The sequence below is a fragment of the Planococcus donghaensis MPA1U2 genome, from assembly GCF_000189395.1.
GTDB classification, from domain to species: domain Bacteria; phylum Bacillota; class Bacilli; order Bacillales_A; family Planococcaceae; genus Planococcus; species Planococcus donghaensis_B.
Genome location: NZ_AEPB01000001.1, coordinates 54884 through 71739, shown reverse-complemented (window position 1 = coordinate 71739; position 16856 = coordinate 54884). Strand labels below are relative to the sequence as shown.

Here is a 16856-nt window from a genome sequence, read left to right as displayed (position 1 = left end):
ATTTCTCTTATTTTTTTAAACAATTTTAGTATAATATATCTACTTATTATCATTTTATATGATTAACTATTTTATAAGCTAGCTGTGAATTAAGTGAGCGCATATATTTAAATCTTCTAGGTTAAATGTTATAGTAAATAAAACTTCTACTATAGATTCGCCGTACAGGAGAGGATTGTATGACACCTAAGAAAGAAAAAATAATTTATGAAGCTTCATTACTTATACATTCTCTTGGTTATACAAATACAAAGTTAAGTGATATTTTAACTTCGAGTGGTATTGGAAAAGGTCAGTTTTATCATTATTTCACTTCAAAACAAGATCTTGCTGATGCTGTTGTAGAATATTTAATCGGTACTATGAAACATGACATTTTCGAAGAAGTTTTGGATCAACCAACTGCTCCGAAATTGAGATTAAACCAAATGTTAGATAAATTGTGTGCTATGCAATTTGAAAATCAAGCTCAAAGTGGCTGTGCTTTAGGAAATTTAGCAATTGAAATTAGTGAACACGAACCAGTACTTAGAGATAAAATTTCTTCTTTTTTTAAACAATGGGAGGAGAAAATCCAACGAGCTTTAGATGAATTGCAGCAACATGGAGAACTGGATAAGAAGGTTGATACCGCAAAATATTCACGGGCAATGATTGCTATGATTGAAGGGGCTATTTTGCTTATGAAAAACAAACAAGATATTCAAGTTCTATATGACATTACTGATGTTATTCGCAACGAGTACAATTTAAATGAAGAGTAGAGAATCATAAAAATTGACTCTATTCTTCTTTTTTTGTTATCCTTTTTTGTACCGACTGGTAGGTACAACTTTTATCCCAGTTTACTCTTTCTTTTGAAGGGAAACCAATTCATATATATGAGGCGCTTATAAATTTTAAAGGGACGGTGATTATTTTGACGAATAACCAATTTCAAACATTATTTTCTGAATTAAAAATAGGAAATGTCACATTAGATAGTCGTGCTGCACTTGCACCTATGACAAGAACAAGTGCAACTGAAACGGGATTAGCAACTGAAGATATGGCTCAGTATTATGCTAATTTTGCTAAAGGTGGATTTAGCCTTATCATTACCGAAGGCACTTATACTGACAAGCTGTATAGCCAAGGCTATTTTAACCAGCCTGGAATTGCTACCCCTGATCAAACTGAGGCATGGAAACCCGTGGTTCAAGCCGTTCATAAACAAGGGTCGAAAATATTTTTACAACTAATGCATGCAGGAGCACTTTCACAAGGAAATCGCTTTAAAGAAGATACGATGGCACCTTCTGCTGTTAAACCAAAAGGAGAACAATTGGCATTTTACGGCGGTTCAGGTGAGTTTTCAATGCCTAAAGAAATGACAAAAGAAGATATTTCTCAACTTATCACAAGTTTTGTTAGCTCTGCTAAAAACGCAAAAGAAGCTGGCTTTGATGGAGTTGAAATTCATGGAGCAAATGGATATATTTTAGATCAATTTTTAACCGACTATACAAATCATAGAACCGACGAATACGGTGGTTCCACAGAAAACCGCCTGCGTTTAATTATAGAAGTTATTGAAGCCGTACGTGATACTGTAGGAAGCGATTTCCCAGTAGGTATTCGTATTGCTCAAGCCAAAGTGAACGACGCTGACTATAAATGGGCAAATGGAATTGACGATGCTAAACTAATTTTTAGTCGAATTGGACAAGCTGGCGTCGATTATATTCATACATCTGAACCAAATGCGACTGAGGCTGCATTTCCTGAGTCTCCTTCAACATTAGTCGAACTTGCTAAGAAATACGGAAATACAGTGGCAATTGCCAACGGGGCTTTAGAAAATCCTCAACTTGTTGAATCATTGCTTAGTAAAGGCAAAGCAGATCTTGTCACAATCGGTAAAGGAGCTCTTGCCAATCAAGATTGGCCTAATAAAATATTATCAGGACAGGAATTAGAGGTATTTGATTTTCAAAAAACTCTTCTTCCAAAAGCAACGTTAAAAGAATTTGAGATCACTCAAAACTAAATTAGCATAAAAAAACCAATTATTTATCGGGATGTAAAATAGGAGGCTATCAAATGAAAGCAATTGTTATTGACCAATATGGAGAAAAAAATGTATTAACCGAAAGAGAAGTTGAAAAACCCTCAATTCAAGAAAATCAAGTACTTGTTGAAATACACGCAACATCGATCAATCCAATCGACTGGAAAGTGCGTGCGGGTTATTTAAAAGATATGTTACCATTTGAATTTCCAATTATCCTTGGATGGGATGCTGCAGGGGTTATTGTTGAAAAAGGAAGCAATGTAACTAATTTCGAAATTGGGGAACGCGTTTTCACTAGACCCGCAACGACAAACCAAGGAACGTATGCTGAATACGTTCCCGTAGATGAGAATTTACTTGCTAAAATGCCGGCTTCAATGAGCTTTGAAGAAGCTGCTGCGATTCCGCTTGCTGGATTAACCGCTTGGCAATGTTTAGTTGACTTTGGCGGCGTGAAAAAAGACGACAAAGTGCTGATACATGCTGGTGCGGGTGGCGTTGGGAACTTTGCGATTCAAATTGCAAAATCTCTAGGTGCCTATGTAACAACAACAGCCAGTGAAAAAAACGACGAGTTTGTAACATCACTAGGTGCAGACCGAGTAATTAATTACCAAACAGAAGATTTCAGTGAAATGCTTGAGGATTATGATTTCGTTCTAGACTCAATGGGCGGAGAAGTTCAATCTAACAGCTACAAAGTATTAAAACCAAAAGGCAAACTTGTTTCAATTGCACAACCGCCAAACGAAGAAGAAGCTAAACAATATGACGTTGAAGCAGCTTTCTTGTGGCTTGATCCGAAAGGTGAACAATTGCAAAAGCTGGCAGACATGTATGATGCCGGCGAACTAAAAGCAATTGTCGGAGAAACGTTTAAGTTTACTGAAGAGTTTATGCAAGATGCACATACGTTGAGCGAAACACACCATGCTCGCGGTAAAATTGTAATCACATTAAAATAATTCTTTTAACACCATTCAAAAAGCAGCTCCCATCAATAGATGAGAGCTGCTTTTTTTCGATTAATGACTAGCACTGTACATTCTTATTCAACAAAAGTCCATACTGTTAACGTCGCTGAATCAGTACCTGCGGCTAATATAGCCTGATTGTCGGTAGCTACAGAAACTAGGTTTGTACTTAAATTACCTTGTAATGAGAATTGTGCGATTGGATCAAAACCATTAGCAGTTCGTTGAATACCAATTAGTTCATCTTTCCTTTGACTTGGCACCCACAACTCGATTTGATCATCAAAATTAGAATCCACTGATGCATGCATATCGAGGTTTTTACTCCCTATTGAATGAGTTGAGTATTCAATCCCCGAAGCCACTATTTTCAAGCTATTACTTTCTTGGTCCCATTCTATAAATTGTAAAGTTCCACCAATATGAGGAGTTGTAATCTCCGCTAGTTCTAATTTGCCTTTAGAATGAAATGCCTCTACTGTTAATGCATGTCTCCACCGATGACTTTGACCGAGGGGCTTGCCTTCAGCTAATTGTTTACCGGCTTCATCATACAACACCAATCTTGCTCCTTCTTGGTCATTGCTTAACGTTAAGACAATTTCTTTTGTTCCATTTTGATCCCAATCTACCCATATTGGTTTCAAGCTTTCAATGACATCGTTTTGAGGAACAGAGGCTTCTTGAACCACTTCTCTTTTATTCCCATCAATAATTGCAAAGCCACTTGCTTCTATTTGATCTCCAAAAATACCGTGATCATATCGAGTAGACGGTTGTGTCAGCACAAGAATTTGATTTTTGTCATCAACTAATAAATTTGAATCCGGTAACGCATTAATCGCAAGCCGCTCAATTTCTTGTTCTTCATTCCAAAAAACCACATCGCCATTTTGATCGATATAAACAAATTCATTTGCTTCTAACAGAAGAGGTGTCATCTCTAGATTATCTTTTGGTTGAGGATCGGTTTTTGCAGCCTGTTCTCCCGTAAGCTCTGATAATTGATCACTTTCCGCTTTTACTCTAAATCGTTGAATTTGCCCATTATCCAATACAACAGTAAACTCTACATCTACGTCATTGTTTACTTTCTCTGCTTCGATACGAATTGGTATACCATTTAGTTTAATCGTTGTTTCTGAATCCTTATTTGTACTAGTTTCTTCTGAGTTATCAACCGCTTCTTGTTCCACTTCTTGAACACCTTCCTCAGATGAACAGCCTATTAGACTAACCAGCACTGTCAATAGAAGTACGAGTAATTTCTTCATTTAGTCACTCCTTTTAACTAATGGTCGTACTAAAAATTTAGCTAAAAAAAATCCTGATCAGCCTTATTAAGTCTGATCAGGATTTTTAAAAACTAGTTTTTCAAGTCAAAACGATCGGCATTCATCACTTTGTTCCAAGCTTTGATAAAGTCACGAGCGAATTTTTCTTTGTTGTCATCTTGTGCATATACTTCGGCAATTGCGCGAAGGATTGAGTTTGAGCTAAATACTAAGTCAAAACGTGTAGCTGTACCAACTGCATCTCCAGTTGTACGGTTTTTTCCTTCGTATTTGTTAAACTCAGCTGGTGTCCACTCAACGTTCATATCCAATAACGTAACAAAGAAGTCATTTGTTAATGCACCCGCATTATGTGTAAGAATTCCTTCTGTTGCGCCTTGGTAATTTGCATCTAATGCACGCATCCCGCCAAGTAAAGCTGTCATTTGTGGTGCAGTCAAACCAAGTAGTTGTGCTTTATCAACAAGCAGTTCTTCTGGGCTAACTGAGTATTCTTTTTTCTGGTAATTTCTGAAGCCGTCTGAAATCGGCTCTAATACGTCAAAGCTTTCTGCATCTGTTTGTTCTTCAAGTGCATCCCCACGACCTTGAGTAAATGGCACTGCTAAATCAAACCCAGCTGCTTTAACAGCTTGTTCAACTGCAACATTTCCTCCAAGTACGATTAAGTCAGCCATCGACACTTTGTTTCCAGTGCTTGCTTTAATGTTTTCATAAGTCGCTAGTACTTTTTCCAGCTCTTCTGGTTCGTTAACTTCCCAGTTGCGCTGAGGTGCAAAGCGAATACGCGCTCCATTTGCCCCACCACGTTTATCTGAATCACGGTAAGTGCTAGCAGATGCCCATGCAGTTTTAATCATTTGTTGTGAAGTTAACTCACTTTCCAAAATCTTCGCTTTTAGCTCATCGATTTCGTCAGTTGTTAATGTACTTGATGCTGCTGGAACTGGATCTTGCCAAATCAATTCTTCTGCTGGTACTTCTGGTCCTAAGTAACGCTCTTTTGGTCCCATATCACGATGAAGAAGTTTGAACCATGCACGTGCAAATGCATCGGCAAATTCATCCATGTTTTCATAGTAGCGACGCGAGATTTTTTCGTATACCGGATCTTTGCGAAGCGCCATGTCTGCAGTTGTCATCATTGTTTTCACTTTGATGGAAGCATCTTCTGCATCCGGTGCCATTTGCTCTTCAGACAAATCTTTTGCTGTCCATTGGTAAGCGCCAGCTGGAGATTTAGTCAATTCCCATTCGTATTCAAACAATTGCTCAAAATAACCATTGTCCCATTGTGTTGGGTTGGCAGTCCAAGCTCCTTCAACACCACTTGAAATGGTATCGCGGCCTTTTCCTGAGCCGTATGAGCTCTTCCAACCAAGACCTTGGTTTTCCATTACCGCTGCTTCTGGATCGTCCCCTACTTGATCAGGGTCCCCAGCGCCGTGTGCTTTACCAAAAGTATGTCCACCTGCAATTAGTGCAACCGTTTCTTCATCGTTCATACCCATTCGTGCAAATGTCTCACGAATATCTACAGCACTGCCTAGAGGATCTGGTTTACCGTTTGGTCCTTCTGGATTTACATAAATTAGACCCATTTGAACAGCTGCTAGAGGGTTTTCTAAATCGCGATCGCCAGAATAGCGATTGTCTTCTAACCACTCTTTTTCATTGCCCCAATACACATCTTCTTCTGGTGCCCAAATGTCTTCGCGTCCTGCTCCAAATCCAAATGTTTTAAAGCCCATTGACTCAAGTGCAACGTTACCAGTTAACACCAATAAGTCAGCCCATGAAATTTTGTTGCCGTATTTTTGTTTGATCGGCCAAAGCAGTCGACGTGCTTTATCTAAGTTTACGTTATCCGGCCAGCTGTTAAGCGGCGCGAAACGTTGATTTCCTGTAGAGCCGCCTCCGCGACCGTCTGCAGTACGATATGTACCTGCAGCATGCCATGACATACGGATAAACAAACCGCCGTAATGACCATAATCTGCTGGCCACCAGTCTTGGCTATCAGTCATTAACTTATGCAAGTCTTGTTTTAATGCATCAAAATCCAATTTCTCAAATTCTGTTTTGTAATCAAACTCTTCCCCTAAAGGGTTTGTTTTTGTATCGTGCTGGTGAAGAATATTCACATTCAGCATATTTGGCCACCAGTCTTTGTTTTGCGTTTTTCCTGGCTTGTTTGAAGTTGTAATTGCACTATCTTTATGACCACCTGTTACTGGGCATTGGCCTTCGCCTGCCGCTGTGTGGCGCTTTTCTTCATTGTTTTCCATCTTAGATAACCTCCTAGTAGTATGAAAAAATAGTCTGTTTTCATCAAAATCGATTACCGCTATGTGTTACTCGTGTAAAAATGATTCTTACATTAGAATTATACTAAAGTAGAGCGTAGCTGAACAGCAATAAGACTGTCAATTTAAAGCTATTATTTCTAAAAAGCAAAATAGAACCTCAAAAAATAAAGTGATAAACTTAAAAAGTAAACTTTCTACTTTTAAGTCTAGCACTTTTATTAGGAACTTTTTTTATCGTAATGCTTAACTAATGTCTACTCTGTTTAATAAACTAGCATTGTAATTATTCGTTAAAAACTCACCCATGTTATCTCCGGTTAAAGGTTCTGAGTATAAGTATCCTTGCACTTCGTTGCAGCCAATTGATTTTAAATACGCTTCTTGTTCTACTGTTTCGACTTGTTCAGCAAGTGACAGCAACTTTAAGTTTCTCGCCATGACAATAATGGTATCAATAATCGTTCTAGCTTTTTCATCCGTTTCAATATCTCGTACAAGCGAGCCGTCAATCTTCAAGCGATCGATGGAAAAATTCTTCAAATGGTTTAACGAGCTATAACCTGTACCGAAATCATCCATACTAATTGAAATGCCAAGATGTCTTAACCTATCAAAAATGTCTTTTGCATACTCTACATCTTTAATCGCCATGCTTTCCGTTATCTCTAAGTCTAGCCGTTCCAGATTGTAGCCTGTCTCTTCGAAAATCTCTTCAATCTTCCCAATAAAGTTATGATGGAAAAATTGTTTGATCGAGACATTGACACTCAAATACAAATCTTCGCATCCTTGTTCTTGCCAACTTTTTACTTGTTTACTAGACTCACTTAACACCCATTCGCCTAGCTCAATGATTAACTCACTGTCTTCGACTAGTGCAATAAAGTCTTCTGGCTTTATTAGGCCTTCTTTTGGATGGTTCCATCTTAGTAACGCTTCTACACCAAACATTTTTCCTGTGGCATAATCTATTTGGGGCTGATAATAAATCTCGAATTGTTTTTCTTTAACTGCTTTTCTTACGTCCGCTTCTAACGATAGCTGTTTAGGGTTTTTTTCTTTTAAATAATTATGGTAAAACTCATACATATTTTTCCCTTTTTCTTTAGCACTATACATAGCTGCATCTGCGAACTTCATTAAGTCTTCTCCAACTCGGCTATCTTCAGGATATAGAGCAATCCCAATGCTTCCTGTTATGTAAAGCTCCTGATTTTGACTTCCTAATAGGAAAGGTGTTTGAATTTGAAGCAAAATATCCTCTAATTGCTTTTGGAAAACTTCATAGTCTGAGACATCTGGAAAAAGGAAAGTAAATTCATCTCCGCCTAATCTTGAAATGACTACGTCTTTATCTACTAAAGACCGGAAACGATCGGCTAACACTTGAAGCAATTGATCACCGATTTGATGTCCTAAAATATCATTCACTAATTTAAAGCGATCTAAATCCAAAAAACAGACAGCCATTTGCGAAAAAGCTGTGGAATAAGTAATTCTTCGGTCTAGCTCTTCTACAAAATATCGTCTATTTGGTAAGAGCGTTAAAGAATCATGATATGCCATATGGTGCATCTTTTCTCTTGCTTCTGCGATTTCCGTTATATCTTTTACAAACACATTTATGTGCGTCAACTCTTCATCTAAAAAGTTGGGGACTAACGTAATTTGTACATCAATATGATTTTTGAACTTAGTCAGTAATTTTGTTTCAAACATTTGGGAATCGCCATTAAATGCGATTTTTAGGAAACTTAAAAATTCAGCTCGTTGATGTTCATCAATTAGTTCACTAAAGGAAGAATATTCATCTAGTTCCTCTGGACGAAAGCCTGTTATTTTTTTTGTCGCTTCGTTCACTTTATTGATTTCGCCTTTATCATCTACTGAAAATATAGCAATTGCTTGGTTTTCAAAAAGTGCTTCGTATTGATGCTTATTCTTATAAATAAGCTCTTTTTGCTTTTCGCTATACAACTCGGAAATAAAACTTGGAAACAACTCTAAAAACACCAAACCAAATATATTAATCGTTAATGGCAATAAGGTGTTATTAAAGTAAAGCCAGTCATAGATTTCAATGTCATGATTGTTAAATAAATCAAAGTTGGAAAATAGCGTAATACTCGAAAACAAAGTGTACCGAATACTTGCAAAGGCAAGTCCAATCGCTACACTTCCATAAATAATCCACTTCACATGGATTTTCTCTATTTTCCGTAACTGTCGAATAAATCGGAATGTGGCTATCGCATTTCCTAACAACAAAATGTTTGCACTGATAAACAATAGAAGGTTCATATCTAAATTATTTTCGATCATTATTTTTCTAAGATCAATGTAATTGACTAAACTAATACAAAACGCAAAAATCATCGAACCGATTAGCAACCGCTGAAATGTAACTTCTTTATAACAAATTGTACTAATCGCTGAATAAACAGCAAAAGAACAAAAAAGAATAATGGATACAATCAATAATAAATTAATCGGAGTCATAGCACCGGTGAAATATGTATTAAGATAAGCAAAGTAAATAACGAATCCTGCCATAAACGATGTGATGCGCACTTTGTTTTTGTTTTTATCAACAAAATCGATTTTCATGATAATACTAACGCCTATAAAAGCAGCTATACTGGCTACTACAATTGACAGCATGTAATCATTAAGTAAAAAATAATCCATAGTTAAACCTCTTTCCTAACTAATTACGCATGCCAAAAACAGAAGAACGATTCTCCCACTAGTCATTTATCCTACTTTAGAATCAAAAATGTAAAAATTATAAGTTTTTTCAATACATTATGCTTATATAGGACATATTACAGAGTACACCTAATGAACTAAATTATATCCATAATACAGGTATATTCACCAAATTTCAATAGAAGATTCCGATAATTCCGCAAAAAATAAGACATCTATACACTTTTGGTTTATTAGCCCAAAGTTGTATAAATGCCTTTACCTTTACCCGTATTATTCTAGTACAAAAAAATTTAGTAGAACATATCAAACCAACCATTTTTTATCGTTTGTTTATACCAGTAATAACTATCTTTTTTCGTTCTTACTAATGTGTTGAAATCCACGTGAATGATGCCAAAACGTTTGTCATATCCTTCTGCCCATTCAAAGTTATCTAGCAGTGACCACGTTAAATACCCTTTAATGTTGACGCCATAATCCATACTTCTCTTTAAAGCAGTTAAATGCTGCTTTAAATACTCAATTCTTCTTTGATCGTGAACTCTTCCATTTTCCACACCATCATTATAACAAGCACCGTTTTCTGTGATGTAAATCGGAACAGCACCATATTGATCTTTTATTTTGGTTAACACACGATAAAATCCTTCAGGATAAATAAACCAATCAAAGTCAGTTTTCTCAAACCCAATATCAACTCTTTCTAAATCAAAAAAATCTTCATCTTTTTTATATCTACCAACACTGCCCGTATAATAATTGATCCCTAAGAAATCAATAGGTTGATTGATAATTTCCATGTCCCCTTCTTCAATTTGAAGTGTGGCACCTTTTTTCTCAAACCAATCAATCATAAACTGCGGGTAACTTCCTTTAAATACTGGATCGAAAAACCATTCCATTAAGTATCCCATACCTCTGTTACAAGCATCAATATCTTCTTGCTTGTTACTAAAAGGCTCTAGCCATTCAACGTTAGGTGCGTAACCAATGCCGCCTTCAATTCCCGACTCTCTAAATCGAGTAACTGCTTTACCGTGCGCTAATAGCAAATGATGAGAAATATTAGTAGCCAGTTGAAGATCTTGCTTACCAGGTGCATGTATACCAATAAAGTTAGATAAGAAAGACACACACCAAGGTTCGTTAATCGTGATCCAGTTTTTAATCTTTCCATTAAACTCTTTGAACATCAATTCAGCATAATCAGCAAAGGCATCTACTGTTTCTCGGTTGCCCCAGCCGCCAGTATCTTGTAAAGTTTGTGGCAAATCCCAGTGATAAAGCGTACACATAGGCTCAATATCATTTGCCAACAATGCGTCTACAAAATTATGATAATACTCTAACCCTTTTTGGTTTACTTCACCAGTACCCGTAGGGAAAATGCGTGGCCATGAAACAGAAAAGCGATACGTATCAATACCCAATTCTTTCATCAATTGAATATCTTCTTCGTAACGGTGATAACTATCAATTGCTACATCCCCGTTGTCACCATTTAATACTTTTCCTGGTGTATGGGAAAAAGTGTCCCAAATCGACAGTCCTTTTCCATCTTTAAAAGCAGCACCTTCTATTTGATAAGCAGCTGTTGCGGCTCCCCATCTCATGTCTTTCGGAAATTCCATAATTGCCATTTTTATTACCCCCAGTCCCCTTATTTACAAATCGTGCTCGTTTTTCACTTTAATGGTTTCGTAACTCGAACTCTTTTAGGACTCTCTTACAATTAGTTCTGAATCAATAAAAACTGGTTTCAATTCGGATTTTCCGTTGATCAAGTCGTTTAACATATACGCTGCTAACTTTCCTAACCGCTCTTTGTCTTGTTTTACAGTTGATAAAAGAGGAGCGCTATAGCGACAAGCATCGATATCATCACATCCAACAAGACGAATGTCTTCAGGCACCTTTAGCCCAGCTTCTTTGATTGCTCTTAATGCGCCGAACGCCATCATATCGGAGGCCGCGAAAACTGCCTCAGGACGCTTTGGTGCTCTTAGAATTTCATTCATTGCGATGTATCCACTTTCTTCATAATAATCTCCGTATTTAATCCATTCGTCTCTTACTTCAAGTCCAAATTGATTCATCGCTTCTAAGTAACCTTGCCCTCTTAACTTGGTGACGACCGAATCTTGTTGGCCACCTATAAAGCCAATATTTCTAATTGAACTAAGGTATAAATGTTGAACAACTTTACTCCCTAACGAGATATTATCGGTCATCACATAACTTGAGTTTGGACCGTCTAATACTAAGTCAATGCCCATACAAGGAATTTCACTATTAACTAACTCATAAATCGAGTCTTCAATTTCTTCTCCTGTAATAATAATGCAGCCATCTACATGGAAATGTTTGCAGCGGGCTAAGTAACTACCATTGTCTTGCGAAAAATTTTCATTTGAAAACATGAGTATGTCAAAGCCTAATTGGCCAATGTTCTTTTTAAACGCTGTCACAACTTCCGTAAAAAAAGGATGCGTAAATTCAACATTTACTTTTCCAGCGTAAATCAAGCCAATCAAATTGGATTTTTTGGTTGCAAGTGATTTAGCTGAGAAATTTGGCTGATATCCTGTTTGCTTTATAATATCCAATACCTTTTTCTTTGTGGCTTCGTTCACACCATGATAGTTATTTATTGTTTTGGATACGGTAGCCGGTGATACACCGGCCATTTTTGCGATATCTTTTATTTTTAAACTCATTTGTACTCCCTCTTTTGCTCCTATAGTAAAGGCTCTTATCCTTAATCATAATGAATCAGTGAGTATTAAAGTAGTTTTAGAAACGAAAAGATTATTTAACAGATCCTTCTGCAATACTTGAAATAAACAACCGATTAAACAATAAGAAGATAATGATCAATGGAACAGTGGCCCAAAATACACCAGATAAAATCATTCCGAAGTCTACATTAAACGTATTGCTCAAAGAAGCTAATGCTACTTGGATTGTGTAGTTTTCTGGATCTCTTAAGATGGTAAACTGCCATAAGAATTCGCCCCATACAGCTGTAAACACAATAATTCCAAGTGTTGCGAAGGCCGGCAAAATAATTGGCAACACGATGCTTCTATAGATTTTAAAATTTGAACAGCCATCTAATTTTGCCGCTTCGATCAACTCATCTGGTACAGAGTCACTTACATATTGTCTCATTAGAAAAATCCCGAGTGGATTCAAAAAGAATAAAATCATAACACCTGACAAGGTATCCAATAATCCCGCTTTCGCAATCAAGAAATATTGTGGAATCAATCCAAGTTGAGGTGGAATAATCATCGTCAACAAAATCGTAATAAAGAGAAAATTTTTAGCCGGAAAATGAAATTTCGCAAAAGCAAATCCAGCTAGCGAACTGATAAACAACACGACAAGTGTGACAATCGTACATAGCAAGAACGATGTCCATAACGCCCCGAAAAAATCAATTTGAAGAAGAACTTTTTGAAAGTTTTCTACCATCAAGTTACCAGGTGTAATGGTCGGTGGAATTGAGTTATACGCCGAGCTTGTTTGAGTTGCCATAACAAACATCCAATAAAACGGGAAAAGGGAAAGAGCAGAAGCAAGAGTTAGAAACAAATAAACAAACACTTTACCCATAGATAGTTTTCTTTTTTTAGCTACTGTATTCATTTGTCTAGCCCCTCCTTCTCTTTTTGCCAATTCCAGATGTTAAGTACGTATTGATTGCAGCGAAAATAATGATGACTACTAGTAAAATAATCGCTGTTGCAGAAGCTGTTCCAAACGATTGAAGTTTGAATGCGTCACGGTACAGGTACATAACAACCGTCATCGCTTCGTCTCTCGTAAAGGCTGATGCTCCTAAAAACACCGTTGGTTCTGAAAATAGTTGAAGTGCACCGACGGTTGAAAAGAATACCGTTAAAAGAATGAACGGCTTTAGTAAAGGCAGGGTAATGTGAATCACCTGTTGGAACTTACTGGCACCATCAATTGTTGCAGCTTCGTAGACATCATTTGGAATACTTTGAATACCAGCTAGATAAATAATCGTATTGTATCCAACCCACCTCCAAAATACCATGATGGATATGGCTATCTTTGTTCCCCACTCTGAAGTTCCCCAGCTTACTGGATCAGCGCCGAACAATCCAAGCACGTAATTTGCCAATGAAGATTGGTGGTCACTGAAAATAACGCTAAAGATCAAGGCAACCGCAACCATTGACGTAATGTAAGGCATAAAGATTGTAACTCTGAAAAAACTTCTGAAACGAAGAAATGCTACGTTTAACAAAATTGCCAAAATAATACCCACTATAATCTGTGGAGCAGTACCGATTAACCCAATAACAATTGTGTTATAAAGTGATTTCCAAAAAAGAGGATCTTCCAATACAATTTTGAAGTTGTTTAGTCCAACAAAGCTCATTTCTCCTAGGCCATTCCACTTTTGGAAAGCCAAATAGAAACTAAAAAGGGCTGGATAAAGACCAATAACACCGAAGATGATAAAGAAGGGTGCGATATATAAGTACGCGGACACTCGGTCTTTCTTGCTTTCAGATAAATTCTTTTTCTTTCCTTTTTTCCCTTTTTGATAAGTAGAGTCCATTTTCACTCCCCGTTTCCGTTAAAAATAATAAGGATATGGCTTCCGTGAGGTCACCATATCCACTAACAAGTTTGTTTTGCTTGTAACTTTTAACGATTTACTAGATCTTGTGCACGTTTAACCGCTTCATCCCACTCTTTTTCAGGGTCTGCTCCGTTTTGTACGTTTTTCAAAGCTGTTAGTATTTCGTTGTTTACAGGGAAGTATTTTACGCCTTTGTAAACAGCTGTATCAATATCTTGTGCAGCTTCAGCAAATACGGAAGATGTTACTTGCCCACCAAAGAATTCATCTTCGTTCGACTTGAATTCATCCATCTCATAAACAGTTGGAGATGATGGGAATAACCCTTTGCTTTGGAATGATTCTAATTGGTTTTCAGCAGAAACTAACCATTCAGCAAAGTCATATGCTTCTTGTGCATGATCGGTTTCGTTTGGAATCGCAAGGTACGATCCACCCCAGTTTGCTGCGAATTCAGTAGGAAGTGTAGCAACTTTCCATTTACCTACAGCATCCGGTGCGTTTCCTTCCATCCAGCCTTTTAACCAACCTGCTCCTAGCTCAACTGCAAATTCACCGTTGTTAACTGCATTTGCCCATTCAGGTGACCACATATCAAATTTCCCTACAACTCCAGCTTCGTTAAGTTCAACTGCATAGTCGTATGCTTTTTTAACGTCGTTACCAGATTCTGTGATCAACAATTCGCCTTCTGGATTCAAATATGTTGTTTCTGAAGCATCCAAGTAAGCTCTGTAAGCCATTTCGATACTATCAACAAAAGGTTTTTCAGTTTCCGCTAAAACTTTTTCTCCAGCTTCTTTAAACGCTTCTGGAGAATTAATCAATGCCTCTACCTCTGAAGGATCTGTCGGTAATCCAGCTGCTTCAAATACATCCGTACGGTAGTACAATGCTTTTGGTCCAATGTCTGTAGGTAGACCGAAAAGGAAATCACCTTCTGGGTTTTCTCCAGCATTCCATTTCCACTCTAAGTATTGGTCTTGAACATCTTTAGCGCCAAGGTCGTATAGGTTTTCAAAACTACCTTGTGCTTCTTTAAAGCGGTCAAATTGGTCAACTTCTAACATTGCGATATCAGGTGCACCACTTCCAGCTGATAAAGAGGTAAATAATGCATCATGATGTTCTGCTGTTTCTGAAGCTTTTACTTTAATTGTTACGTTTGGATTTTCTTCTTCATATGCTTTTGCTAATTCTTCATAGTTAGTAGCACCAAAAGACCAAAAGTTTAATGTTACTTCTTCGTTGCCGTCACCCGAACCTTCTGATTTCTCATCTCCGCTACATGCTCCAAGTGTTAAAGAAAGAGCTAGTGCTGCACCAAGTACAGGCCATTTTTTGTTAATCAATGTGTTTTCCCCCTTGTATTTAAATAATTTCTCCTATCCCAAATGTAAAGACACTTTTTCGATAATTAACGAAACCGGTTTCGTTAATTCGTAAAAAAAATAGAATTAAACCGCTTACATGCATAATATATAATGATTAGTTAGATAAATCAATCTTTTTTTAAAAATAAATGTAAACCGGTTTCGTTAACTGTGAGAAATTTCTGTATTTTCGGCTGTAGGACTTCTTTTGTAGCAAAAAAAGAACGAGGTAACTATTTCGTAAATAGTTTTAATCACTCGCTCTTTTGTATTACATTATTAAATTTGGTGACGGATTACTTGTTAATCACTGGATTTACTCCAGTAAATCTTCAGAAATCAATTTAAATCCTTCAATCATTGTATCTTCTTCTACTTCAATCAACACACAACGTTTGCCGTTGTAATTAACTTGTTTAACGTAACGTAAGTCTTGCGGGTTGATGGCAATATCCGCTACTTTCGTGCTGATTTTGATGGATTTTGATGTGTAACTCGGTACGATATGGCTTGCTTTCATCTCATAAGTTTTGTCTTCAACCACTTGTTGAAAAGCTCTTTCCACTTTCTCCGTACTAATGTCTTTCATGCCACTTGCTTTTAATACACGCTCAACTTCTTTTACATCCATCATTGGTGTCTCTTCATCATCGTCATCACTGTCGGCTTCGATAACTAATAGGTGATTGATTTCATCGTACACACCTGCCAGTGTTCTTGAATCGACTTCATCCCCAATCACTGCTTTCACGATTTCCTCAAACACAGCTTTATCTTCTTCAGCAGTGACGATCTCATTGCCATTTAAGACATTTTCGATAAATTGAAAATCTGGTTTATTGGCTTTGCTTGCTGCATACAAAACGTGATTGATGTCAGCTGCATTGTCTGTGAAACTTGGAAACAAGAAGCCCCCAATTGGTGAAGAAAGCTTAATAACGGGATCGACTAGCACGTTCGACTTAAACTCTTTTTCCATGAAGTCAAATACCAACGAACTTTTTGGCAGTTCGGTTTGGTTCATGCTGCTTAAAATAAACGGCGTTGTATACGTTTCGTCTCGGAAGTCCATTTCAGACTCATCTGATTTGCGCTTAGTTGTTTTATGGTAATTTCCACGAATGAACGTAACCACGATGTCTTTTTCATATTGCACATCTTGAACCATCTTTAACGCAATTTGCTGCATATTTTCTTTCCATTCTGCGACCGCTTTTGACTCGAGTCCCTCATACAACAAGTGTTGCGTATGATCGGTTTGTCCTTCTTCTTGAGGTTGAAATTTCACCTCAAACAACTTGATGTCAAGCTTGCCACCTAAAACCTTTTTGAAATTGGCAAGAAACAATTCTTGTTGTTCGCGGTCCAACAAAGAAAACGACCGACTTTCCTCGTGATAAATCTCACTACTTTCTTGCTGAATGTAGACATTATAAATATCAGTGATTTTCAGTAAATCACTGTCTAGTTTAAATCGTTTGCGAATATCGGCTATATCTTTATTATTCATTGTTATTCC

At 37.2% G+C, this 16856-nt stretch carries 12 protein-coding genes; 3 read left to right on the top strand and 9 right to left on the bottom strand.

What is annotated here, in order from left to right:
- Positions 1-179 precede the first annotated feature (179 nt).
- The 3 genes from GPDM_RS00300 to GPDM_RS00290 all read left to right on the top strand — a co-directional run bounded on the left by GPDM_RS00300 (position 180) and on the right by GPDM_RS00290 (position 3018).
- The gene (locus GPDM_RS00300) at positions 180-764 is read left to right on the top strand and encodes a TetR/AcrR family transcriptional regulator (protein ID WP_008427773.1); all 585 of its coding nucleotides are present in this window, start codon (positions 180-182) and stop codon (positions 762-764) included.
- Positions 765-919: 155 nt separating this feature from the next.
- Entirely contained in the window at positions 920-2029 is a 1110-nt protein-coding gene (locus GPDM_RS00295; protein ID WP_008427771.1) for an oxidoreductase, read from the top strand.
- A 53-nt stretch (positions 2030-2082) separates the two neighbouring features.
- Entirely contained in the window at positions 2083-3018 is a 936-nt protein-coding gene (locus tag GPDM_RS00290) for an NADP-dependent oxidoreductase (RefSeq protein WP_008427770.1), read from the top strand.
- Positions 3019-3101: 83 nt separating this feature from the next.
- On the opposite strand, the gene GPDM_RS00285 is transcribed toward GPDM_RS00290, so the two are convergent.
- From GPDM_RS00285 to GPDM_RS00245, 9 genes are all read right to left on the bottom strand, one after another.
- The gene (locus GPDM_RS00285) at positions 3102-4301 is read right to left on the bottom strand and encodes a hypothetical protein (protein WP_008427767.1); all 1200 of its coding nucleotides are present in this window, start codon (positions 4299-4301) and stop codon (positions 3102-3104) included.
- 92 nt (positions 4302-4393) lie between these two features.
- Positions 4394-6610, bottom strand: a complete 2217-nt coding sequence (gene katG / locus GPDM_RS00280) for a catalase/peroxidase HPI (protein WP_008427765.1) — start codon at positions 6608-6610, stop codon at positions 4394-4396.
- 264 nt (positions 6611-6874) lie between these two features.
- Positions 6875-9319, bottom strand: coding sequence for an EAL domain-containing protein (locus GPDM_RS00275; protein WP_008427762.1), 2445 nt, complete (start codon positions 9317-9319; stop codon positions 6875-6877).
- Between the two features lie 314 nt (positions 9320-9633).
- Positions 9634-10983, bottom strand: coding sequence for a GH1 family beta-glucosidase (locus GPDM_RS00270; protein WP_008427761.1), 1350 nt, complete (start codon positions 10981-10983; stop codon positions 9634-9636).
- A 75-nt stretch (positions 10984-11058) separates the two neighbouring features.
- Positions 11059-12060 (bottom strand): LacI family DNA-binding transcriptional regulator, encoded by a 1002-nt coding sequence (locus GPDM_RS00265; RefSeq protein ID WP_008427759.1) that lies wholly within the window; start codon positions 12058-12060, stop codon positions 11059-11061.
- Between the two features lie 91 nt (positions 12061-12151).
- Positions 12152-12994 (bottom strand): carbohydrate ABC transporter permease, encoded by an 843-nt coding sequence (locus tag GPDM_RS00260; protein ID WP_008427757.1) that lies wholly within the window; start codon positions 12992-12994, stop codon positions 12152-12154.
- A 4-nt stretch (positions 12995-12998) separates the two neighbouring features.
- Complete coding sequence (locus tag GPDM_RS00255) at positions 12999-13940, bottom strand: carbohydrate ABC transporter permease (protein WP_008427755.1); 942 nt, start codon at positions 13938-13940, stop codon at positions 12999-13001.
- An 89-nt stretch (positions 13941-14029) separates the two neighbouring features.
- Positions 14030-15316, bottom strand: a complete 1287-nt coding sequence (locus tag GPDM_RS00250) for an ABC transporter substrate-binding protein (protein ID WP_008427753.1) — start codon at positions 15314-15316, stop codon at positions 14030-14032.
- A 337-nt stretch (positions 15317-15653) separates the two neighbouring features.
- Positions 15654-16847 carry a DUF4317 domain-containing protein gene (locus tag GPDM_RS00245; protein ID WP_008427750.1) on the bottom strand — a complete coding sequence of 398 codons (1194 nt, stop codon included), beginning with the start codon at positions 16845-16847 and terminating at the stop codon, positions 15654-15656.
- Positions 16848-16856 lie beyond the last annotated feature (9 nt).